Here is a 21,193-nt window from a genome sequence, read left to right as displayed (position 1 = left end):
ATGAGGAAGATCCTCATCGCCCTGCTCGCAGGCGTGATGTTGCTGGGCGGTCCGGCCGTGGCGGCCGCCAGCACCCCTGCCCCCAAGTCCGCATCGGTGGCGGCCGTTCAGACGACCGTCGCCATAAAGGCGGCGAAGGCCCCCAAGCTCCGCAAACTGTACGACTACCGCTTCACGGTCAAGAAGGACTGCACCAGCAGCATCGTCGGCTGCGGCGGACGGCCCACCGTGAAGGCCCACCCCAGCAAGGCCTGGGCGAAGCTGAAGAGTTGCTTCAACTGTGTCTTCCCGGTGAGCGGCGCGCCCAAGAAGTTCCCCGGCAACGGCCAGTACATCAAGCTGAAGGCCTGCGCCTCCGGGATCTTCTGCAAGAACGCTCCGGTCCGGTACTACGACCGCGCCGGTTACAGCTGGCAGTTCACCGCGCAGAAGGGGCACTTCGACGGCCCTGGCTCCAAGGTGTACTTCAAGTGGTACCAGGACTCGAACAAGAACCTGAAGCTGCGCGTCTGGGCCTATGTCGCCAGCCCGAGCGTGCCGGACTCGCTCAACAAGTCCTTCGCGAAGCAGACATGGAAGAAGTTCGCCGACAACATGGCGAAGAAGCTCTGCCCGCGCACATGGCAGTGCAAGTACTGACACACCAGTGGTGAGCGGGGCCCCGGCGTTCTCACACGCCGGGGCCCCGCTCGCTGTCATTCCTCCGGGTCCGGGTGGGACCGGAGTCGGAGGATGGCGGCCGCCAGGCCGCCCCATACGATGACGATGGACACGACCATCATCACCACGGCACCCGTCGACATCAGCTCTTCCTCTCGTTCGGGGCGTCCGCGCCGTCCGCGCCGTCCGCGTCCAGCGCGGCGTCCTTGTCGGCCTGCCGCCAGGGAATCAGCGAGATCAGGATGCCGACGAGGAGCGCGCCGATCGCGACGCTCCACCCGGTGGCCAGCAGGAATCCGGTGGAGAAGTCCCCGTAGTTCTTGTCGAACTCGTCGATCAGCGAGTCCACCAGCACCCAGCCGAGCACCACCGGGGTGATGACGCCCAGGCAGATCTTCCACCAGTGGCCCAGCTTGACCGCCGATGTGGCGTCGGCGTCCCGTTGCAGCATCGGCAGCTTGCCCAGCAGCCATCCCACCACGATCACGCTGACCAGCGCCGCGAACGCGATGCCGTACTGGTTGATGAAGTGGTCCGCGGCGTCCAGGTAGTTGAGCCCGTTGTCCGTCGGGTACAGCACGATCGACACCACGGCCACCGCCCCGCCGACGCCGAACACGGCGAGTCCGCGGCTCATTCCGGTGCGGTCCTGCACCGCGGAGACGACCACCTGCACGATGCTGATCAGCGAGGACAGACCGGCGATCACCAGCGACCCGAAGAACAGCACGCCGAAGAACGCCCCGGCGGGCATCTCGGAGATGATCGTCGGGAAGGCGATGAAGGCCAGCACCAGGCCGCCGCCGGCGTCGTCCACCTGGCCCCCGGTGGAGGCGGCCATGAAGCCGAGCGTCGCGAAGACGCCGATACCGGCCAGCAGTTCAAAGGAGCTGTTGGCGAGTCCGGCCACCAGCGCGGACCCGGTGAGGTCGGCGCGGCGTCGCAGATAGGAGGCGTAGGTGACCATGATGCCGAACCCGACCGACAGCGAGAAGAAGATCTGGCCGTAGGCCGCGACCCAGACGCCGCTGTCCTTCAGCGCCGCCCAGTCCGGCGAGAAGAAGGCGTCCAGACCGATCTCCGCGCCGTCCAGCGTGAGCGCCCTGACGACCAGGATCAGGAAGAAGACGACCAGCAGCGGGATGAAGATCTTGTTGGCCGCCTCGATGCCCCGCCGGACGCCGAAGCCCAGAATGATCAGGACGACCACCCAGATGGCGATCAGCGGCCAGAGCACACCGGGCACATACGAGGAGATGCCGCCGGGCTCGTCGGCCACCTTCAGGAAGTCGCCGATCAGGAAGGCCGCGGGGTCGTCGCCCCACTGCTGGCCCACCGAGAAGCCGACGTACCGCACCGCCCAGGCGAGGATCACGGCGTAGTAGGTGGCGATGACGAAGGAGATCGCGACCTGCCACCAGCCGATCGCCTCGGCCGGGCGGGCCAGTCGGCGGAACGCCGCCGGGGGCGACTGCCGGTACTTGCGCCCGATCGAGTACTCCATGATGAGCAGCGGCAGACCGGCGGTGAGCAGCGCGATCAGGTACGGCAGCAGAAACGCGCCGCCGCCGTTGTCGAAGGCGACGGCGGGAAACCGCCAGATGTTGCCGAGCCCGATGGCTGAGCCGATCGCGGCCAGCAGGAATCCTGCGCGTGTGCCCCACTGCTCGCGGGGTTGGTTGGACATAGCGTGCGCCCCTTGCGTGCCTTGGGCTGGATACGACCCAGGTCCGGATACGACCGGATCGGGAAGCATGTGATCGATTTCGAGAGCACGTTAGCAGCGGGGCCGCGTCCGGTCGTCCAGGCCGACGCGCGACACCGTCCAGGCCGACGCGCGGCACAATGCGGCCATGCGCGCAGCCCGACTCATCAAACTGGTTCTTCTGCTCCAGGCCCGCCCCGCGATGACCGCGGCCGAACTGGCGCGGGAACTGGAGGTGTCCGAGCGGACCGTCACCCGCGACGCCCAGGCGCTGTCCGAGGCCGGTGTCCCGGTCTACGCGGACCGGGGCCGGGGCGGCGGCTACCGGCTGGTCGGCGGCTACCGTACCCGCCTCACCGGCCTCGGCCGGGACGAGGCCGAGGCGCTGTTCCTGTCCGGACTGCCCGGCGCGCTGCGCGAGATGGGGCTCGCGGAGGCGGCGTCCGCGGCCCGTCTCAAGGTCTCCGCCGCGCTGCTCCCCTCGCTGCGGGACGCCCCGCGGAGCGTGGCACAGCGCTTCCATCTGGACGCCCCCGCCTGGTACCAGGAGCCGCGGACGCCCGACGCGCTGCCCGCGCTCGCTGAGGCGGTCTGGGACGACCGGCGTGTCGCGGCCGTGTACCGCCGCCAGGGCGCCGAGGCGGAGCGGGAGTTGGAACCGTACGGGCTGGTGCTGAAGGCGGGCGTCTGGTACTTGTGCGCCCGCGCGACGGACGGTTCCGGCGGGTCGTCCGACACCGGAACCGCCGGCGGTTTCCGGGTGTACCGGATCGACCGCTTCACCGCCGTGTCCGCGCTCGCCGGACACTTCGCGCGCGAAGAGGACTTCGACCTGCCGGACTTCTGGCAGCGGCGGGCGGCCCAGTTCGCCCGCTCCCTCCTGCGCGCCGAGGCGGTGGTACGGCTCTCCGCCGCGGGCGCCCGCCGGCTGCCGTACGTCACCGACGGCGCCGCGGCCCGCGAGGCGCTGGACGCCGCCGACGAGCCCGACGCCGAGGGCCGGGTGACGGTCACGCTGCCCGTGGAGTCCCTGGACGTGGCGTACTCCCAGCTGCTGTCGCTGGGCCCGGAGGCCGAGGTGCGGGAGCCCGCGGAGCTGCGGACGCGACTCGCCGCCGCGGCCACCCGGATGGCCGAGTCGTACGAGCGGAGCGGATGACCGGTCCCCGCGCTGCCGGTAGCGCGGGGACCGGTCACGCGGCGCGGCGTCCCGACTACCGGTATCCGGTCACGTCCGCCTCCCTGCCCGCACCGACGACCTCGGTCATATAGCGCCAGGCGTCCGGCGCCGAGCCGTCGACGTCCGTGAAGCCGTACTCCTTGGCGAGTCCGCCGCTGGACAGCGACCGGCCGTTGAACCGGGACACCTCGGGGTCGGACGCGAGCGCGGCCAGGGCGCGCCCCACGAAGACCGGGCTCTCCGAGATGGCGAAGTGCGGGTCCTGTGCGCAGCCGTCCCGCCAGTTCTCCTCGGTCACCTTGAAGGCGGTGTCGAGCATGAACTCCGAGCGCAGCCAGCCGGGCGTGAGGCACAGCGCCGTACCGCCGTACTCCGCGAGCTCCTCGGCGAGGCCGCGCGCCATCCTGATCGGCGCGGCCTTGGCCAGGTCGTAGTAGAGCGGCTCGCGGTAGTGGCTGTCGTTGTACTCCGCGGTGCCGTCGGTGACCTCGACGACCAGGCCGCCGCGGTTCCTGATCAGCAGCGGCAGCGCGTACCGGCTGGTGACCAGGTGTGTCTCGATGCCGAGGCGCAGCACCCGCAGCCCCTCGTCGAGGTCGTGCTCCCACAGCTTCCGGCCCCACTGGACGTGTGCGTCACCGCCCCAGATGTCGTTGACCAGGATGTCCAGACGGCCGTGCGCGCGGTCGATCCGATCGACGAGCTCCCGCACCCGCTCGGGTTCGAGGTGATCGACCGCGACGCCGATGCCGGCGCCGCCCGCCGCCGTGACCAGTTCGGCGGTCTCCTCGATGGTCTCGGTCGGCCGTCCGACCTCACTGACGTGGTCCCGTGTCGTACGGCCGGTCGCGTAGACCGTGGCCCCGGCCCGGCCGAGCTCCACGGCCATGGCCCGGCCCGCGCCGCGTGTCGCGCCCGCGACGAGGGCGATCTTCCCGTCGAGCGGCTTGCTCTGCTCTGTCGTGAATCCCATACGTCGAGCCTGGCACCGATACCCGACATCTTCTGACGCCATTGCCGAGCGATTCGGCCCACCCGCGGTCGGTCTGTGACCAGTCCGCGGGCGGGCCGATGAATCCGCGCACTCCGGGTGCGTTGGCACCCTCCAGGGACGATCCTGGAGCGGTGGTGACTCCGCTCCCCATCTGAAGGAGGGGGGCTTCCAACCCGAGGGTTGCGGTCCAGCCCGAACCGACCCCTTACGGAGCGTAACGAGATTATCACAGGCCAGGGAAGCCATTCCCCCCACCGGCTGAAGCCGGTGGTCCCCTCGCTAGGAGACCGATGGACGAGACGGAGTTCTGGGAGATCGTCGACAGCACCCGCGAGGACGCCCAGGGCGACCCCGAGGAGCAGGCCGACCTGCTCGTCGAACGCCTGCTGCGGCTCGACCCGGACGTCGTACTCGACTTCGCCCGCCACTTCGAGGCCCGTTACAACCGCGCCTACCGCTGGGACCTGTGGGGCGCCGCGTGTGTGCTGCTCGACGGGGCCAGCGACGACGCGTTCGACTACTTCCGGTGCTGGCTGATCGGGCAGGGCCGGGAGGTCTTCGAGGGCGCGCTGCACGACCCGGACTCGCTGGCCGAGCTGCTGGACGAGTTCGACGAGGAGATCGACGGGGACGGCGAGGAGCTCGGCTACGCGGCGGACGAGGCGTACGAGCAGCTCACCGGGGCCGTCGCGCCCGATCTGGGGATCGCGCCCGCGCCCGCGGAGCCGGAGGGCACGCCGATCGACTTCGAGGACGACGCGGCGCTGGCGCGCTACTACCCGAGGCTGTGGGACCGCTTCGCCCCGGAGTGACACACCGCCGTGCGCTACGGCTTGAGCGAGCGGCCCATCAGGACGTCGTCCACGTACCCGCCCTCGATCAGGAACTCGCCCGGCAGGACGCCCTCGACCTCGAAGCCCTCCGTCTCGTACAGCTTCCTGGCCGGGGTGTTGTGCCCGAGCACCCGCAGCGTGACGCGCGAGGCGCCCTGGTCGCGCGCGTCGGCGCAGGCCGCCCTGACCAGCGCGCGGCCGATGCCGCGCCCGCGTGCCCACGCGGCGACGGCGAAGCCCTGGATCTGCCGTACGTGGACGTGGACGGCGAGCGACGAGGCCGGGAGCAGCCGGACGTACCCCGCGATCCGGCCGTCCGCGCACTCGGCGACGAGGTTCCGCTCGGGCGGCACCCGGTCCGAGAAGAACGGCTCGGTCCCGGTCGGCTTCGGCTGTACGGAGTGCAGCGTGGACCAGGTGTCGTGGTCCAGACGGCTGAGCGCCGCCTCGTCGGTGCGCCGGGCCGGACGTATGCGCGCGTCGGACATGCGGTCACTGTACGGCCGTAGACCCCCTGCCGTCAGGCGTCGTACGGGGCAGGATGGACCCATGCAGGAACCCACGCGGAAACCCACGCAGGAATCGGCACCGGCACCGGCATCAGGACCCGAATCGGGGCCGGAATCGGGACCGGGATCGGGACCGGAGTCGCGTATCGCTGTCGCCGGGGCGTCCGGGCTCATCGGTTCCGCTCTGGTGCGCTCGCTGGAGGCGGACGGGCACCGGGTGCTGCGGCTGGTCCGCAGGGCGGCGCGCGTCGACCATGAGGTCGAGTGGGACCCCAAGCGGAGTTACGTGGACACCGGCGGGCTCGCCGGGTGCACGGCCGTGGTGAACCTGGCCGGGGCGGGCGTCGGCGACCACCGCTGGACGGCCGCGTACAAGCGGGAGCTGCGGGACAGCCGGGTGCTCGGCACCACCGCGCTGGCCGAGGCCGTCGCGGCGCTGGACGAGCCGCCGCGGGTGTTCCTGTGCGGCAGCGCGATCGGGTACTACGGCGACACCGGGGGGCGCGCGGTGGACGAGAGCGCCCCGGCCGGTGACGGGTTCCTGCCGTCGCTGTGTGTGGAGTGGGAGGAGGCGGCGGGCGCGGCCGTGGACGCGGGGGTGCGGACCGTCTTCGCACGCACCGGTCTGGTGGTGGCGCGCGAGGGCGGCGCCTGGGGCCGGATGTTCCCGCTGTTCAAGGCGGGGCTCGGCGGGCGGCTCGGCAGCGGGCGGCAGTACTGGAGCTTTGTCGCGCTGCACGACGAGGTGGCCGCGCTGCGGCGTCTCCTCGCGTCCGACGACCTGTCGGGGCCGGTCAATGTGACGGCCCCGAACCCGGTCACCAACCGCGAGGTGACGGCCGCGATGGGGCGCGCGCTGCACCGCCCGACGCTGTTCCCCGCACCGTCTCCCGCGCTGCGGGTGGTGCTCGGGGAGATGGCGGGCGATGTGCTGTGCAGTCAGCGGGTGCTGCCGAAGCGGCTGCTGGACTCCGGGTTCCGGTTCGCGTTCCCGACGATCGACGGTGCGATCGGCGCGGCGCTGCGCTGACCCTCGCTGTGGCCGCTGTGGCCGCTGTGGCCGCTGTGGCGGCTGTGGCGGCTCCGTTCGCGTCGGCGGCCGTGTGCGACTGGTGTGCGACCGTGCACGGCCGGTGCGCGACTGCGACCGGCCGCGCCCGCCCCTACCCTCGTGGCGAACTCGGGTATCGCTAGCCCCTGTTGAGGGCATGAGGTCCCCATCAGCCGCTCAACCTCTGGGAGGGGCACACGTGCTTGAACCCTCGCAAGAAGCGGACGTCGTCATCGTGGGTTCCGGGGTCGCGGGTCTCTCGGCGGCCCATCAGCTGACCAGCGCCGGAGTCAGCACCCTGGTCCTGGAAGCCGCCCCCTACGTCGGGGGGCGGATGTCCACGGAAGCGGTCGACGGGTTCCGGCTCGACCGGATCGGACAGCTGCTCTCCACCTCGTACCCGGACCTGCGCCGCACGCCGGGCCTCGACGCCCTGGAGCTGAGGCCCTTCGCTCCGGGGGTCCTGGTGCACAGCGACGGCCGCCAGCACCGGACCTGGGAGCCGGGCGGCGGCCTGGACGGCCCCGGCGGCGCGGGCGGGAGCGGGGGGCGCGCGAGAGGCGCGTTCTCTGCGGCGCGCGCCTTCGCGAGCGCCCCCCGGAGCGCCCGGCCGCCGCTGGGCAGCTCGCTCGACCAGGCCCGGCTCGGCGCCTATCTGGCCCGGCTCGCGGCCACCCCCGTCCAGCGCCTGCTGGCCCGTCCGGAGCGGCCCGCCCGGCAGGCCCTGGCGGCGCAGGCGTCGCTTCCCGCGCGCGGGCTGCCGTCGCGCGCCGCCGACGGCTTCGTACGCCCCCTGCTGTCCGCGCTGCTGTGCGACCCGGACCTCACCACGTCCAGCCGGTGCGCGGAGCTCGCGCTGCGCGGCTTCGCGCGCGGCCGCCTCTGTCTGCCCGCGGGCGGCGCCGACGCGCTGCCCGCGCTGCTGGCCGCGGCGCTGCCGCCGGGCGCCGTGCGCACCGGCGTGAAGGCCGTGGAGATCTCCACCACCTCGGTACGCACGGCCGGGCACGGCGAACTGCGCTGCCGCGCGGTGCTGCTGGCGACCGGGGCCCGGCAGGCCGCCGAGTTGCTGCCCGGACTGCGGATGCCGTCCTTCCACCCGGTGACGGTGCTGCACCACACCGCGCCCGAGCCGCCGTCGACCGGGCCCGCGCTGCTGCTCGACGCGGACCGCCGCGGGCCGGTCTCGCATACGGCGGTCATCAGCGCGGTGGACCCGGCGCGCGCGCCGTCGGGCCGCCCGCTGATCTCCTCCACGGTGCTCGGCCCGCCGCCCGCCGAACCGGAGGTCCGCGCCCATCTGGCGGCCCTGTACGGCACGTCCACCGCCGACTGGGAGCTGATCGCCGTGCACCACGACCCGGAGGCCGTCCCGGCGATGCCGCCGCCGCACGATCCGCGCCGCCCGGTCCGGGTGCTCGCCGGGCTGTACGTGTGCGGCGACCACCGGGACACCAGCACCGTGCAGGGCGCTCTCGTCTCGGGCCGCCGCGCCGCGCACGCCGCACTCCGCGACTTCGGCCTGCCCACGCCGGACACGGCCGCACGCCTGCCCGCGGCCGCGTAGCTCCCGCACGCTGACCAGCCCGGCCCTCCGGTGTGGCGGAGGGCCGGGCGGCTGTCAGTTCTCCATACCGAAGTAGCGGCCGAGGTAGTCGATGATCTCGGCGCTGTGCGGGAGCAGCTCGGGCAACTGGGCGGCCAGGGTGTCGCGGGTGGCGGCGGCGAGGGCGGCGGCGCTGGTGGCGGCGGGGCGGACGTACGGTTCGAGGCGCTTGATCAGCTCGTAGTTGCTGTCGATGTCCTCGGCGCGCATGGCCTTCTCCAGCGGCGGCGCCCCAGGCGGCGGGACGGGCGCCAGCACCCGGCTGACGTAGGTGACGCGGTGCAGAATCCGCCAGCACGGGGGCTTCGCGGAGTTCTGACGGGTCTGTCGCAGCGCGGCGGCGTCGGGAGCGTCGCTGCCCGACAGCCAGGTCGGGTCGACCACCTTGTGGTAGAAGTCGTCGAAGTTGGCGCTGTTCTCGCCGAGGTAGAAGGTGAGGAAGCGGTAGGCGTCCACCTTGCCCGGCACCAGGAGCGGCTTGCCCGCGACGCCGTAGACCGGCTTGCCGTCCTTGTCGCGGCGTTGCAGGTCGCCCGAGGGCGCGCACTGGACGTTCAGGCCGAAGGAGCGGGAGGCGTCCTTTCCCTTGGTCCGGGTGGTGCTGAAGCCGCCGCCCACCGATGCGTCCAGCTGGCCCCACCAACCGATGCCGAGGGCGCCGAAGCCGCCCTCGAAGCTGGCTCCGAACTTGCCGCTGAAGGCGTAGGAGCCGGAGGTGGTCTCGGTGACGGCGTCGGTGGCCTCGGCGGTCTCGGTGAAGAAGCCGCCCTGCGCGGTCCAGACGTAGGTGTTGACCAGGTCCCGGTGCGAGAAGCCGTTGGCGGCGGCGCTGCCGGCGGTGCTGCGGCCGGTCTCCTGCTGCCCGGTGGACATGCCCATTGAGCGCAGCAGTGCCGCGGCCTGGGTCTCGGCCGGGTCCCGGCGGTGCGGATCGGTGGAGATCGACTCGTAGAAGGCGTGCAGCCGCTGCTGGTCGCGGGTGATCCGGCGCTTGAGCGCGTAGGCGTCCTTCGGTTTGAAGTAGCTGTACTCGCCGTAGTCGGCGGCGGTGGGGTAGTCGGGATCGAGGACCTTGCCCCGGTCGTCGAAGCCGACCGCGCCGTCCAGGGTGCCCTGCTTGGTGTAACGGGGGTTGATCGGGAAGTGGATGACGTTCCAGTCCAGCGGGATGTCCGGGTTGGGCAGCATCCGGTAGGCGACCAGGGCGCCGGTGTGTGCCAGGCGCAGGGCGAAGACGTCGGCGGTCTGCGACTGCACCAGCGCCAGGCCGGTGTTGGCGGGCACGTACCGTCGGCCGATCGCGGCGTTCAGTACCTTGGCGGGGTCCTCGGTGTGGCCGGTCAGAGTCAGACGGGTCTTCCGGACGGTGTTCCGGCCCTGGCTGACCCTGGTGTCCTGGCTCCACGTGTTGGCGTACTCCAGACTGCCCGACACGCCGAACTTCATCCCGCCCTCGGCCAGCGGGCTGGCGGTGCCGAAGCCCATCGGCGCCGTGATCGCCAGGACGCTCTGGTCGGTCTCGACGCCCAGGGCGAAGTTGAAGGCGGCGTTCACGCTGCGGGTCCTGCTGGAGGACAGGCTCTGCACCACCTGGTCGGCCTCGGTGAACTCCACCGAAGAGGCGCCGGCGTAGCCGGCCTCCTTGGCGGTGAGGTTCTCCGAAGGCACTGGCGGGGCGCCCTCGACATAGCCCATGAGCTGCGGGTCGAACTGGGCCTGGCCGACCCATTCGGTGACCAGGTCGCCCACCTTGTAGCCGGTGACCAGGTGCCAGCGGCCGTCGCGGACGAAGCTGTAGCAGCGTTTGAGCACGCCGAGCGCGTCGCCCTTGGCGTCGAACTGGAGGTCCGCGTACTCGGTGGCGCCGGGGGCGCCGGCGACGGTGTCGTGGAAGGGGGTGCGGACGTCGGCGAGGGCCGAGCGCACCTGTGCGGTGTCGGTGGACACCGGCGCGGTCGAGAGCAGGATGCGCGGCCGCTTGGCGGAGAATCCCAGGTCGTTGCCGCGCAGGCCCTCGTCGCGCACCGAGGTGGTGCCGGGTGCGGTGGAGTCCCGGTCGAAGGGCCAGTAGCCGAGCAGGTCCTGCTTGTCCCCGCGCAGGCGGGTGAACAGGTTGTCGGATATCTGCTCCCGCGTGCGGACGGTACGCCAGATCCGCACCTCTTCCAGCGTTCCGGCCAGCAGCTCGGTGGGCCTTCCCCCGGCCAGGCGTGTGCCCAGGGCGAGTTGGCGGTCGCCCCAGGCGCCGGTGTCCTGCGCGGTGGCCGGGCCCACGGACAGCGGCTCGCCGTTGCGGTAGAGCCGCAGCGGACTGGCCGTGGGGTCGGGGTCGCGGGTCCAGCGGGCGCCGCGCAGCTTCGCCGGGAAGGAGCCGGAGGAGTCGAGGGTGACGTTGCCGGTGTTCTCCTCGAAGGCCCAGCGGGCCACGAGTCCCTTCTCACGCGAGGTGACCGGCAGACCGAGCCGGACGGACGGCCGCGCGGTGTTCCACAGCCGCACCTCGCCCAGGACGCCGCGGAAGCCGCGGCCGATCTCCAGTTCGCTGGTGTTGGACTGCGCGCCGGAGCCGCTGTACAGATGGCTGCCGGCCGGCACGCCGTCGAGGTAGAAGCGGATGTCCTGCTCGGGCTGGAGGTTCGCGTTCGCCGGGGTGGCGGCGGAGACGTCTCGCTCGCGGCGCTGCCGCACCACGCTGACGCGCTGGAAGGCGCCGGCCGTGACGGCCCGCTCGGAGGTGTACCGGACGGCCGTGCCGTCGGCCTCGGCGAAGGCGAACTCCACCCGGCCGTCGGCCAGGACGCTCAGTTGGTACGGGACGCCGTCCCGGCCGCCGTCGACGACCGTGCCCTTGGCGAGCAGGCCCATGGGGGCGCCCAGCCGTTCGATCCGCACGAACGCCTCGATGGTGAGGTCCTCCAGGACGTCCAGCGCGTTCTGCGAGGCCACCGACAGACCCCCGCCACCGTCCAGGCGCAGCGCCCAGGACTGGGTGAAGGCGGCGGCGAGGTGCGCCCATTCGTTGCAGGGGAAGCGCTCCGCCGACCGCAGCACGCGGTCGCCCACTCGGGCCACCACCTGGTAGCCCTTGATCGGCGAGGCGGGGCTGCCCGTCCCGTCGAAGGTCCAGTGGCCGAGCAGTCCGGGCTCCCGGCCGGAGAGCCGCTGGTGGCGTTCGGCGGAGATCTCCTGCTGGGTGCGCGCCCGGCCGAACACGCGGACCTCGTCGATCTGGCCGTCGAGGTAGGCGCCGGTGAAGGGCTGGTGGCCCAGGATCAGCGGCCCGTTGCCGGCGTACGCGCCGGTGGCGGTGCGGCTGGCGACCTTGGTGCCGTCCCGGTAGAGGATCTGCTCGCGGGTGGCGTCCTTGTACACCGCCGCCCAGTGGTGCCACTCCAGGTCCGGGTAGGACTCAGTGGTGGTCAGGTCGTCGCCGAACAGGCCGAAGCCGAAGGCGTCGTTCGGTTCGTAGTGCAGGTGCAGGGTCTGGTCCACCCGGCCGGTCGGCGTGCCGTGGGTCAGCAGCGGCTCGCGGCGGCCGCGGGACTGGCTGCGCTTGGCCCACAGTTCGATGGTGAAGTCGCGATGAGACAGGTCGAGTGAGGGGGTCAGCTCGGTCTTGGTGTCGCCGGTGAACCGCTTGACGGGGAGCCCGGCGGGGGTGAGCGCCAGCGAGTATGCGGACTCGTCGGTCCTGGCGTGGATGATCCGGCCCTGTCCCGTCTCGGGGTTGACCCAGGCTTCCAGGGTCAGGTCGCCGGTCGGGGTGACGCTCGGCAGCTTGGCGGCGGGCAGTGTCAGGTACTGGTCCTTGCCGTCGAACAGGAAGGCCCGGCCTGGCATTTCGGCCCGCCAGCGGCAGCCGCGGCCGGTGATGCTCGCACGGGCGGTGCCGTTGGGCGCCGAGTCGACCCCGCCCGTGGTCAGGGAGATCAGCCGAGAGCCGGTGGACAGCAGGACTCCGGGCCGGGTGGACTCGGCCCGGTCCCAGTCGTAGCCGACCAGGCCGACCTTGTCGCCGGGCTTGATCGCGGTGCCCGCCGTGGTGAGGGTGAGCGTCTTGGAACCGGTGGGGGCGTCCGCGTCCGTGGCGTACCCGGTGCCGCCGATCATGAGGTGGGCCTTGGCCGGGACCGGGGCGGTGGTGGCCGCGGCGAGCTCCACGGTGCTGCCGGTCACGCGTGCGACCGCGCCCACCGTTACCGGCCGGCCGGGGCTCCCGGCCAGGGCGGCCGCCATCTGGTCGGCCTTGCGGGGCAGGGACTTCCAGGTCTCGGTGTCGGTGCCGACGGTGACGGTCAGGTCGCAGCGGCTCGGGGCGTCGCCGTTACTGACCTTGATGACGGCGCCGTCCAGGGTGAGGCCCGGATCGCGGGCGACGAAGGTGAGCGTGCCGCCGTCCCCGGCCAGCGTCTGGGCGCCGCGGACGACGGCGGTGTCGTAGTACACGGCGAAGAACTGGTCGTCGGACCCGCGGAAGTACAGCACGACGTTGCCGGTGCCGCTGTCCAGCAGTGCGGGCCGGTCGGTGCCGCGGGCGAACTCGAGCAGGCCGCCGGACAGGCTCAGACCGGTGCGGTCCACCGCGAGCAGCGGCATCGCCACCGTCAGGTCGTCGTCGCCCTGCAGTGCGCTCGACAGGCGAGCCAACCGGTCCCGAGCGTCCTGCAGTTCCGCCTGCTTGGCGGTCAGCGCGAGCTGTAGTTCGGCGACCCGTTGCCGGGCGGTCCTCGCCTCCTGGACCAGGGCGCGGGCGGCGTCGATCTTCTCCTTCGCCGCGAAGTACCGCACGTCCACCCCTGAGTGCATGGACAGGCGCGTCATACGGAACAGGCCCGACTCCGCCTTGATGTGTTCGCTCGACTGGACCGGGATGAGGTTCTGGGCGGCGGCGGGCAGGCCGATCGGGAGGCGGCTCCTGCGGTTGGCGATGCGGACGTACTCGCCGTCGGGAACCAGCAGGAAATGCGCGGACTGGTTGCTCGGTTCGCGGGAGGCAACCGTGCCCAGCCTGGCGTTCTCCGCCGTCGAGTTGCCTGCGACGCGCAGGTCCTTGTTCAGTTCGTGGGCGACCAGGAAGTAGCAGGGCAGGCCGCTCTGGCTCTCGCCGACGGCCTCCACCCGCCAGGTCGACCGGGGGCCCTCTTCAGGGAGGAGAATCACCCCGGAGTCGTCCGTCGAGGCGGCGAAGGCGAAGAGCCGCTGCGCTGTGGTGCCCTTCACCTCGCGCGGGTTCTTGACCTCCACCTCGTGAATCCAGGAGGTCACCAGGTCCTTCTCGGCGAAGTAGCGCCGCTCCAGGTCGTCGAACCCCGGCTTCAGCCGGTCGTGTTCCGCCTGCCGCTCGGCCGCCTTGCCCGCGGTGGCGGCCAGCCGGTCGATCTCCGGAGGCAGGGCCGCCACCTCCTGCTCCAGTCGCCTGATCAACTGCTGGAGGGCGCTGACCTGCTCCGAGTCCTGGCCCTTCGTCGGCCGCTTGAGCACCGTCGGGTCCAACACGTCCGGCGCCTGGGCCAGCCGGCCGTCGCGGCCGACCGCGAAGTCCAGGCTCGCCAGGCACGGGTTGTGGCCGTACTTGGCGGCGAACGCCAGCATCACCCGAGCCTGCCGCTTGGCGGGCTTGGGGTCGGGGCGGTACCCGGCGACGACGTTCTCCTGCTGGTGGTAGAGCACCGCCGACATGCCGGACGCCACCGAGCGCCCCTTGAGTACGAAGCTGTCGCGCCGCACGCCGGGGTGGTCGCCGACCGGGGCATCCGAGCCGCTCCACCGCGCGCCGCCGCCGAGAGTGCCGTGCAGCGCCCGGTCGGTCTGGTCGTATGCGGCGCTCCCCGCGCCCTCGTCGAAGCGGTAGTAGGCCACCAGACCCGGCTCGTTGCCGATCAGCCGGTGGTTCATGTCCTCGGTGAGCTCGGTGGCGGAACGCACCCGGTCCCAGATCCGGAGCTCGTCGATGTCGCCCTCGAAGTTCTGGTCAACGCCGCCGGACGAGTCCTTGCCGACCAGGGTGTTCACGCCGGTGGCCGGGGCGAACGGCAGCGCCCCGCTGCCGACGGGCTTGCCGTTGACGTACAGCTTCGCGGCAGTGCCGTCGAAGGCGGCGGCGATGTGGGTGTACCGGTCCGTCGGGACCGGCTCGGTGGACAGCAGTGCCGACGGCGCGCCCTCGTGGGTGAGGCTCACCAGGTCGGCGGCGTCCACGGCCAGCACGTACTCACCGGCCCTGGCCAGCACCGGGCCGCCGTGGGAGGTCGGTTTGACCCATGCCTCGATGGTGTAGGGCCTGCCGTCGAACCGCAGCGCCGCCGGATCGCCCAGGTCGACGTGGGGGTCGGCGCCGGACAGCCGCAGCGCGGTCTCCGCGTGCCCCTCGCTGCTCGTCACCGGCACCAGCTCGCGCCCGGTGAACGGACAGGTCCCAGGGCTGCGCTCGAACACCGCGTCCCGGTAGAGCGGGTCCGGGCTGGTGTAGAAACGGGTGCCCTGGGTGTTGAACAGGCCCTGCGCGCCCTGCTCGATGTTGAAGGAGTCGATTCGCCCGGTGGCGTCGTTGTGGGCGAACAGCTGCCAGCGCTGCACGCCGCTGACCGCGGTCGGCACGAGCACCGCGGCGAACCGGCCCTGGGTCAGGTTCCGGACGAACGACAGCTCCTGGGTCGGCTCGTAGAACGGGCGGCCCTCCATGTCCTCGGTGCCCAGGCTGTCCTTGGCGGACTCGGGAAGGGTGGCGTGCCTGCTGCGCTTGTAGCGCGCCTCCAGGACCGGTTTGAGCTTGCCGTCCACGAGCAGGAACCGGTCGCACAGCAGGGTGTCGCGCACCAGCGGCGCCTTCTTGCCGTCGCTGAGCACGTAGTCCGTGCGGGACGCGTCACCCGAGCAGCCGCCACCGGTCAGCTTGAACACCGCGTCGGGGTGCGTCCCTCCGACCGACTGCCGCAGCACCACCACATACGTCCCGTCGGACATGACGTGGAACGGGGCGTCCGCGGTCAGCCGCGCGGTGGTGGACAGGAAGGGGTCCGTCTCCCCGGCCTTCGGCCGTTCGGCGGCGGCCGCCTCGGCCCCGCCCCGCTTGACCGTCGGCATCGCCGTCGCGCCGACGACGGCGTACCCCACCTCGGCCAGTTCTCGGGGGAAGACCAGCTCGGCCGGATTCTCGCTCCAGTACGCGGCATCCGCCTCGCCCTTGGCCGACGGCCCGGACAGGTCCAGTACGGAGTAGACGAGCCGGCGGGACGCGTCCATCGCGAACGCGATGGTCGTGCCCTGGTGCCGCGCCATGGTCACGTGCCGGTACGACCGGTCCCCGTAGACCTTGAGTAAGAAATCCTGAGACGTCACTGTTTCCCCTCCCACGAGCATGGACGCCGGGCCTCCGGTTCCTCCCGCGGTCCGGAGCGGCGATGGACTTGCGGCGCGTCCCTCGGGATGCGCCGATCAGTCTGGCATGGGGGGCTTCGATGGCGAGACGGTTGCGAAATCGCTTCAGGAACAGATGACTTGATTGTGCGTCAGCTGGCTGGACTTCGCCGTCCACGACAGGGCCGGAGGATGGCCGCCCTGCCCAGGGGCGGCCAGGCAGGGGCGGGGGGGCGTCGTCAGCCGAGGGCCGCGACGCGGTCGCGGTAGCCGCGCACCGGGGCCGCGTCGCGGTAGGGCTCCAAGCGGCGCTCGAAGTCGCGTACGTACTCGTTCGCCCGCGCCGAGCGCATCTCCGCCGCCTGCTGCGCCGCCTCCGCGCCCAGCGAGCACGCCTGGTCGAGCTCGCCGAGGCCGAGCCGGGCGGTAGCCAGTACGACCCGGCAGAACAGGCGCGAGCGGGCGTACGCGGGCGCGCGCAGCTGGAGCGAGCGCTCCGCGTGCTGCGCCGCCGCCCGGTACTGCTGGAGGTCCCGGTGACAGTGCCCGAACTCGTCCGCGAGCTGCGACTCGTCGAAGAACCGCGCCCAGTACGGCACCTCGTCCCCCGGCCTGGCCGTCGCCAGCGCCCGCTCCGCCCGCACCAGCGAGGCGGTGCACGCCCGCACCTCGCCGAGCACCCCGTGCCCGCGCGCCTCGACGGCGTGCAGCAGCGACTGCACGACGGGCGGCGCCGCCGACCCGACGCCCTGCTGGGCGACCCGCGCCAGCTGGACGGCCTCCCGGCCATGGCGCAGATAGACCGCCTGGCGGCTCATGGTGATCAGGACGTACGAGCCGTACGCCCGGTCCCCCGCCGCCTGCGCGAGCCGCAGCGCCTGCACGAAGTAGCGCTGGGCGAGCCCGTGGGCCGCGATGTCGTACGAGGTCCACCCCGCCAGCCGGGTCAGGTCGGCGGCCGCCGCGAACAGCCGCCGCCCGGTGGCCTCGCCGTACAGGCCGCGCAGCATCGGCTCGGTCTCGTGCTCCAGGTAGCGGACCAGGGCCTGGCGCGCGTGCCCGCCGCCGTAGGCGTGGTCCAGGGCGCGGAACAGCTCGCCGACCGCGCGGAGCGCCGCGATGTCCCCGGAGCCGACCCGCTGTCCGGGCCCGCGTTCGGTCTGCTGGCGCTGCCGGGGCACCGACTGCCGCCCCTGGACCGGGACGCGCGGCCCCTGCGGCGGCTCGACGCGCCCCACGCGCTCGTCGGCGCGGCCGATCAGCCAGTCGCGGCTCGGCACCACGAGGCCCGCGGGCGTGAAGGCGATCTTCCGCAGCTCGGTGTGGCTGCCGGAGTCCTTGCGCCACAGCCCGCCGACGATGTCGACGGCCTCTTCGGGGGACGCCGCGAACTCAAGACCCGCGTACACCGGCGCGCAGGCGTCAAGACCTAAATCCTGAGCCGAGAGCCGACGCCCGAGTCTGCGGGTGAAGACCTCGGCGATCAGCGCCGGTGTCGTGCCGCGCGGCTGCTGGCCGCGCAGCCACCTGGTGACCGAGGTCTTGTCGTACCGCAGGTCGAGGCCGTGCTCAAGGCCGAGCTGGTCGACCCTGCGGGCCAGGCCCGCGTTGGAGAACCCGGCCTCGGCGATAAGCGCGGCGAGCTGGCGGTTGGGCGTGCGCTGCGGGGGTCGTTCCGTCATCAGCTGTGCGGTCTCCTGCCTTCCGGGCGCCGGGAGCAGCCCTCAGTCCTGCCGCCGAACGGCGTGAATGTAGCGGCCCTCACCGGCCTCATCGCCCGCTTGGCCAGGCATTCATCCGATCGTGTGAGACGGGCCGCTCGGCGGACCGCTCGGGGGCACCCGGCCCCGTACCGGAAAGCCCCCGTACAGTGGCTGGAAGCGCGCGATCAGCGCACGGTGCACGAGTCTGGAGGCGCCCGAAGTGAGTGAGCTGCGATTCGTCCGAATGGGTTTCGGCCAGGACGCGGTCGAGTACCAGGAGGCCTGGCGGGAACAGCGCCGGGTGCACGCGGCGCGCTTCGCGGACGAGATCGAGGACACCTGCCTTCTCCTTGAGCACCCGCCGGTGTACACGGCCGGGCGGCGCACCGAGGACAGCGAGCGCCCGCTGGACGGCACCCCGGTCATCGACGTGGACCGGGGCGGCAAGATCACCTGGCACGGTCCAGGACAGCTCGTCGGCTATCCGATCCTGAAGCTGCCGCGCCCGGTGGACGTGGTGGCGCATGTGCGCCGCCTGGAGGACGCGCTGATCCGTACGTGCGCCGAGTTCGGCGTGGAGACCAGCCGGGTCGAGGGCCGCAGCGGCGTGTGGGTCCTGGGCGACCCGGTGGAGCAGCGCCTCGGCGGCCTGGCGCTGGACTTCGACCCGAGGCCGGCGGACCCGCGGCTGACGGACGACGAGTTCGACCCGCGTCTCAGCGGCCCTGAGTACGCGCCGTCCAACGCCGGGCAGCGCCGCGAGGACCGCAAGCTGGCCGCGATCGGCATCCGGGTCGCCAAGGGCGTCACGATGCACGGCTTCGCGCTGAACGTGAACCCGGACAACACCTGGTTCGACCGGATCGTGCCGTGCGGCATCCGGGACGCGGGCGTCGCCTCGCTCGCGGGCGAGCTGGGCCGGGACGTCACCATCGAGGAGGTGGCGCCGGTGCTGGAGCGGCACCTGCGGGATGTGCTGGCCGACGCCGTGCTCAGGCCGCGCGTGATCGAGCGCGAGGCGAAGCAGGAGACGGAGCACGAGGCCGAGCACGAGGCCGAGCACGAGGCCGAGCGGGCGACCGCGTAGGGGCTGGCCTGCCCGAGCTCCGCGGGAATGCGACCCTAGGGCCAGAGGTTGGCAGGACGTAGGGCCGTACAAATAACGGGCGTACCCTGGTGGACGCCGAAGAATCGAAGTCGTAGGGAGCCGGACGTGTCCGCTGTCGCACCCGACGGACGCAAGATGCTGCGTCTGGAGGTCCGGAACAGCCAGACCCCCATCGAGCGCAAGCCCGAGTGGATCAAGACTCGGGCGAAGATGGGCCCCGAGTACACGCAGATGCAGAAGCTCGTGAAGAGCGAGGGTCTGCACACCGTGTGCCAGGAGGCGGGCTGTCCCAACATCTACGAATGCTGGGAGGACCGCGAGGCGACCTTCCTCATCGGCGGCGACCAGTGCACCCGGCGCTGTGACTTCTGCCAGATCGACACCGGCAAGCCTGAGGCCCTGGACCGGGACGAGCCGCGCCGCGTCGGCGAGTCCGTGGTCACCATGGACCTGAACTACGCCACGATCACCGGCGTCGCGCGCGACGACCTGGAGGACGGCGGCGCCTGGCTGTACGCCGAGACCGTGCGCCAGATCCACGCGATGACGGCGGACCGCGCCGACGGCTACACCAAGGTCGAGCTCCTCATCCCCGACTTCAACGCCGACCCCGACCAGCTGGCCGAGGTCTTCTCATCCCGCCCCGAGGTGCTCGGGCACAACGTCGAGACGGTGCCGCGGATCTTCAAGCGCATCCGTCCGGGCTTCCGGTACGAGCGCTCCCTGGAGGTCATCACCAAGGCGCGCGAAGCCGGTCTGGTCACCAAGTCGAACCTGATCCTGGGCATGGGCGAGACCCGCGAGGAGGTCAGCGAGGCGCTGCGGCAGCTGCACGAGGCGGGCACCGAGCTGATCACCATCACCCAGTACCTGCGTCCGACGCCGCGGCACCACCCCGTGGAGCGCTGGGTCAAGCCCGCGGAGTTCGTGGAGCTGAAGGAGGAGGCCGAGCAGATCGGCTTCTCCGGCGTGATGTCGGGCCCGCTGGTGCGTTCCTCGTACCGCGCGGGGCGGCTCTACCAGATGGCGATCGAGAAGCGCGGCGAGTACGTCGCGTCACAGGCGGTCTGAGACTCCCCCGGCAGACCCCGCGGGCCCTGGAGCCCGGACGCGTGTGAATTCACGCACAAGAAACTACCGGTCAGTAATGGCCGAGACGGCGCGGCCCGTACCCCCTCCGCAGGTCGGAGGCGGTGTACGGGCCGCGCCGTCCTTCGCCCCGGCCGCATCAAGGTTTCATGGGTGTTTGACCAGCGGGTCACGCGCTGGTAACACCAAGCAGTGACGCTGTACTCACGCCGAGTCGCATCGCTGCTCACGCCGAGTCGCACCGCAGCCGCTCACCCGCGCACCGCCTTCCAGAGGGGACCCCGCCATGCAGGCCGCGCCCGTACGCGCCACCGCCATCCCGTCCGTCACCGACGCCCTGCGCGCCGTCGAGGCGCTGCTGATGAGCCGTGGCCAGCGCACCGCCCGCCGTAACGCCTGGACGTCCGTGGTCGAGGACCGGCGTCGCGCCAAGGACCGGGTGGAGGCGCAGCGGGTGCTCGACTCGGTGAGCGCGGCCCGCAGGTCTTAGCCCGCCGCGGCGTAGGTCATAGCCCGCGCGTCGTAGGTCACAGCCCGCGCGTCGTAGCCCGCACCACGGACACGTAAACTTCAGAGCATGGCGAGGAAGGACAACGCAGCGAGCACTGCGAACCCAGGGCGACTCAAGCAGATCGCTCTCACATACAAGATGACCCGCAAGGCCGACCCCAAGATCGGTCTTGTGATCGCCGCTGTGGGAATCGTCACCTTCGGTGTACTCCTCGCGGTGGGCTTTCTGATCGGCCACCCGGTCTACCTGGGAATTCTGGGCTTCCTGCTCGCCTTCCTGGGGATGGCGATCATCTTCGGACGCCGGGCCGAGCGGGCCGCGTTCAGTCAGATGGACGGCCAGCCCGGCGCGGCGGCCGCCGTCCTGGACAACATGAAGCGCGGCTGGACGACGACTCCCGCGGTGAGCATGAACCGCAGCCAGGACGTGGTGCACCGCGCCGTCGGCAAGGCGGGCATCGTGCTGATCGGCGAGGGCAACCCGAACCGGGTGAAGGGCCTGCTGGCCGCCGAGAAGAAGAAGATGGCGCGCGTCGTCAGCGATGTGGCGGTCCATGACTTCATCGTCGGCAACGGCGAGGGCCAGGTGCCCCTGAAGAAGCTCCGCACCAAGATGCTCAAGCTCCCGCGCACGCTCACCGGACCGCAGGTCACCGCGACCAACGACCGGCTGCGGGCGATGGGCGACCTGCTGAGCAATATGCCGCTGCCGAAGGGCCCGATGCCCAAGGGCATGAAGATGCCGCGCGGCGGACCACAGGGCCGCTGACCGCGCTTCCCGCGCTTCCCGCGTTCTTCGTTCTTCCCGAAGCCGGAGGGGGGGGGGGGGGGGGGGGGGGGGGGGGGGGCCCCCCCCCCCCCCCCCCCCCCCCCCCCGGCCGCGCCCCCC

At 71.9% G+C, this 21,193-nt stretch carries 15 protein-coding genes; 9 read left to right on the top strand and 6 right to left on the bottom strand.

Translation table 11 applies throughout. From position 1 onward, the window contains the following. Positions 1 to 639, top strand: a complete 639-nt coding sequence (locus tag ACX6XY_RS12800) for a hypothetical protein (protein ID WP_460329482.1) — start codon at positions 1 to 3, stop codon at positions 637 to 639. Positions 640 to 695: 56 nt separating this feature from the next. On the opposite strand, the gene ACX6XY_RS12795 is transcribed toward ACX6XY_RS12800, so the two are convergent. Together ACX6XY_RS12795 and ACX6XY_RS12790 are read right to left on the bottom strand one after the other, a co-directional pair. Further along, positions 696 to 803 (bottom strand): methionine/alanine import family NSS transporter small subunit, encoded by a 108-nt coding sequence (locus ACX6XY_RS12795; protein ID WP_460329480.1) that lies wholly within the window; start codon positions 801 to 803, stop codon positions 696 to 698. Then, positions 803 to 2,347, bottom strand: coding sequence for a sodium-dependent transporter (locus ACX6XY_RS12790; protein WP_460329478.1), 1,545 nt, complete (start codon positions 2,345 to 2,347; stop codon positions 803 to 805). The genes ACX6XY_RS12795 and ACX6XY_RS12790 overlap by 1 nt, the downstream gene beginning before the upstream one ends. A 166-nt stretch (positions 2,348 to 2,513) precedes the next feature. On the opposite strand from ACX6XY_RS12790, the gene ACX6XY_RS12785 reads away from it, so the two are divergent. Then, a complete protein-coding gene (locus ACX6XY_RS12785; protein ID WP_460329476.1) occupies positions 2,514 to 3,524 on the top strand; it encodes a helix-turn-helix transcriptional regulator in 1,011 nt (336 codons plus the stop codon). A 55-nt stretch (positions 3,525 to 3,579) separates the two neighbouring features. On the opposite strand, the gene ACX6XY_RS12780 is transcribed toward ACX6XY_RS12785, so the two are convergent. Further along, on the bottom strand, positions 3,580 to 4,518 hold the full coding sequence (locus ACX6XY_RS12780; RefSeq protein WP_460329474.1) for an SDR family oxidoreductase: 939 nt from the start codon (positions 4,516 to 4,518) through the stop codon (positions 3,580 to 3,582). Between the two features lie 311 nt (positions 4,519 to 4,829). Here ACX6XY_RS12780 and ACX6XY_RS12775 point away from each other — a divergent pair, with 311 nt between their 5' ends. Continuing rightward, positions 4,830 to 5,351 carry a DUF4240 domain-containing protein gene (locus tag ACX6XY_RS12775; protein ID WP_460329472.1) on the top strand — a complete coding sequence of 174 codons (522 nt, stop codon included), beginning with the start codon at positions 4,830 to 4,832 and terminating at the stop codon, positions 5,349 to 5,351. A 14-nt stretch (positions 5,352 to 5,365) separates the two neighbouring features. On the opposite strand, the gene ACX6XY_RS12770 is transcribed toward ACX6XY_RS12775, so the two are convergent. Beyond that, positions 5,366 to 5,860: a GNAT family N-acetyltransferase gene (locus ACX6XY_RS12770; protein ID WP_460329470.1), complete on the bottom strand. Its 495-nt coding sequence runs from the start codon at positions 5,858 to 5,860 to the stop codon at positions 5,366 to 5,368. Between the two features lie 61 nt (positions 5,861 to 5,921). On the opposite strand from ACX6XY_RS12770, the gene ACX6XY_RS12765 reads away from it, so the two are divergent. After that, positions 5,922 to 6,911 (top strand): TIGR01777 family oxidoreductase, encoded by a 990-nt coding sequence (locus ACX6XY_RS12765; RefSeq protein WP_460329468.1) that lies wholly within the window; start codon positions 5,922 to 5,924, stop codon positions 6,909 to 6,911. Between the two features lie 220 nt (positions 6,912 to 7,131). Beyond that, positions 7,132 to 8,499 carry an FAD-dependent oxidoreductase gene (locus ACX6XY_RS12760; RefSeq protein WP_460329466.1) on the top strand — a complete coding sequence of 456 codons (1,368 nt, stop codon included), beginning with the start codon at positions 7,132 to 7,134 and terminating at the stop codon, positions 8,497 to 8,499. Positions 8,500 to 8,553: 54 nt separating this feature from the next. Here the strand turns inward: ACX6XY_RS12760 and ACX6XY_RS12755 are convergent, their stop codons facing one another. Continuing rightward, a complete protein-coding gene (locus ACX6XY_RS12755; protein WP_460329464.1) occupies positions 8,554 to 15,876 on the bottom strand; it encodes a LamG domain-containing protein in 7,323 nt (2,440 codons plus the stop codon). A gap of 257 nt (positions 15,877 to 16,133) precedes the next feature. Then, the gene (locus ACX6XY_RS12750) at positions 16,134 to 17,576 is read right to left on the bottom strand and encodes a regulator (protein WP_460329462.1); all 1,443 of its coding nucleotides are present in this window, start codon (positions 17,574 to 17,576) and stop codon (positions 16,134 to 16,136) included. Between the two features lie 241 nt (positions 17,577 to 17,817). On the opposite strand from ACX6XY_RS12750, the gene lipB reads away from it, so the two are divergent. The 4 genes from lipB to ACX6XY_RS12730 all read left to right on the top strand — a co-directional run bounded on the left by lipB (position 17,818) and on the right by ACX6XY_RS12730 (position 21,073). Next, positions 17,818 to 18,684: a lipoyl(octanoyl) transferase LipB gene (gene lipB, locus ACX6XY_RS12745; RefSeq protein ID WP_460329460.1), complete on the top strand. Its 867-nt coding sequence runs from the start codon at positions 17,818 to 17,820 to the stop codon at positions 18,682 to 18,684. A gap of 126 nt (positions 18,685 to 18,810) precedes the next feature. Then, positions 18,811 to 19,776, top strand: coding sequence for a lipoyl synthase (locus tag ACX6XY_RS12740; RefSeq protein ID WP_460329458.1), 966 nt, complete (start codon positions 18,811 to 18,813; stop codon positions 19,774 to 19,776). 304 nt (positions 19,777 to 20,080) lie between these two features. Beyond that, positions 20,081 to 20,284, top strand: coding sequence for an SCO2195 family GlnR-regulated protein (locus ACX6XY_RS12735; RefSeq protein ID WP_460329456.1), 204 nt, complete (start codon positions 20,081 to 20,083; stop codon positions 20,282 to 20,284). 87 nt (positions 20,285 to 20,371) lie between these two features. Further along, positions 20,372 to 21,073 (top strand): DUF4191 domain-containing protein, encoded by a 702-nt coding sequence (locus ACX6XY_RS12730; protein WP_460329454.1) that lies wholly within the window; start codon positions 20,372 to 20,374, stop codon positions 21,071 to 21,073. The last annotated feature ends 120 nt before the right edge of the window (positions 21,074 to 21,193 follow it).

The organism is Streptomyces sp. O3, from assembly GCF_054788135.1.
This window is presented reverse-complemented; position numbering and strand designations above follow the sequence as displayed.

Coding starts and splice junctions, on each gene's coding strand:
- ACX6XY_RS12800 (WP_460329482.1), top strand. CDS start 1: ATGAGGAAGATCCTCATCGCCCTGCTCGCAGGCGTGATGTTGCTGGGC.
- ACX6XY_RS12795 (WP_460329480.1), bottom strand. CDS start 803: ATGTCGACGGGTGCCGTGGTGATGATGGTCGTGTCCATCGTCATCGTA.
- ACX6XY_RS12790 (WP_460329478.1), bottom strand. CDS start 2,347: ATGTCCAACCAACCCCGCGAGCAGTGGGGCACACGCGCAGGATTCCTG.
- ACX6XY_RS12785 (WP_460329476.1), top strand. CDS start 2,514: ATGCGCGCAGCCCGACTCATCAAACTGGTTCTTCTGCTCCAGGCCCGC.
- ACX6XY_RS12780 (WP_460329474.1), bottom strand. CDS start 4,518: ATGGGATTCACGACAGAGCAGAGCAAGCCGCTCGACGGGAAGATCGCC.
- ACX6XY_RS12775 (WP_460329472.1), top strand. CDS start 4,830: ATGGACGAGACGGAGTTCTGGGAGATCGTCGACAGCACCCGCGAGGAC.
- ACX6XY_RS12770 (WP_460329470.1), bottom strand. CDS start 5,860: ATGTCCGACGCGCGCATACGTCCGGCCCGGCGCACCGACGAGGCGGCG.
- ACX6XY_RS12765 (WP_460329468.1), top strand. CDS start 5,922: ATGCAGGAACCCACGCGGAAACCCACGCAGGAATCGGCACCGGCACCG.
- ACX6XY_RS12750 (WP_460329462.1), bottom strand. CDS start 17,576: ATGACGGAACGACCCCCGCAGCGCACGCCCAACCGCCAGCTCGCCGCG.
- ACX6XY_RS12735 (WP_460329456.1), top strand. CDS start 20,081: ATGCAGGCCGCGCCCGTACGCGCCACCGCCATCCCGTCCGTCACCGAC.
- ACX6XY_RS12730 (WP_460329454.1), top strand. CDS start 20,372: ATGGCGAGGAAGGACAACGCAGCGAGCACTGCGAACCCAGGGCGACTC.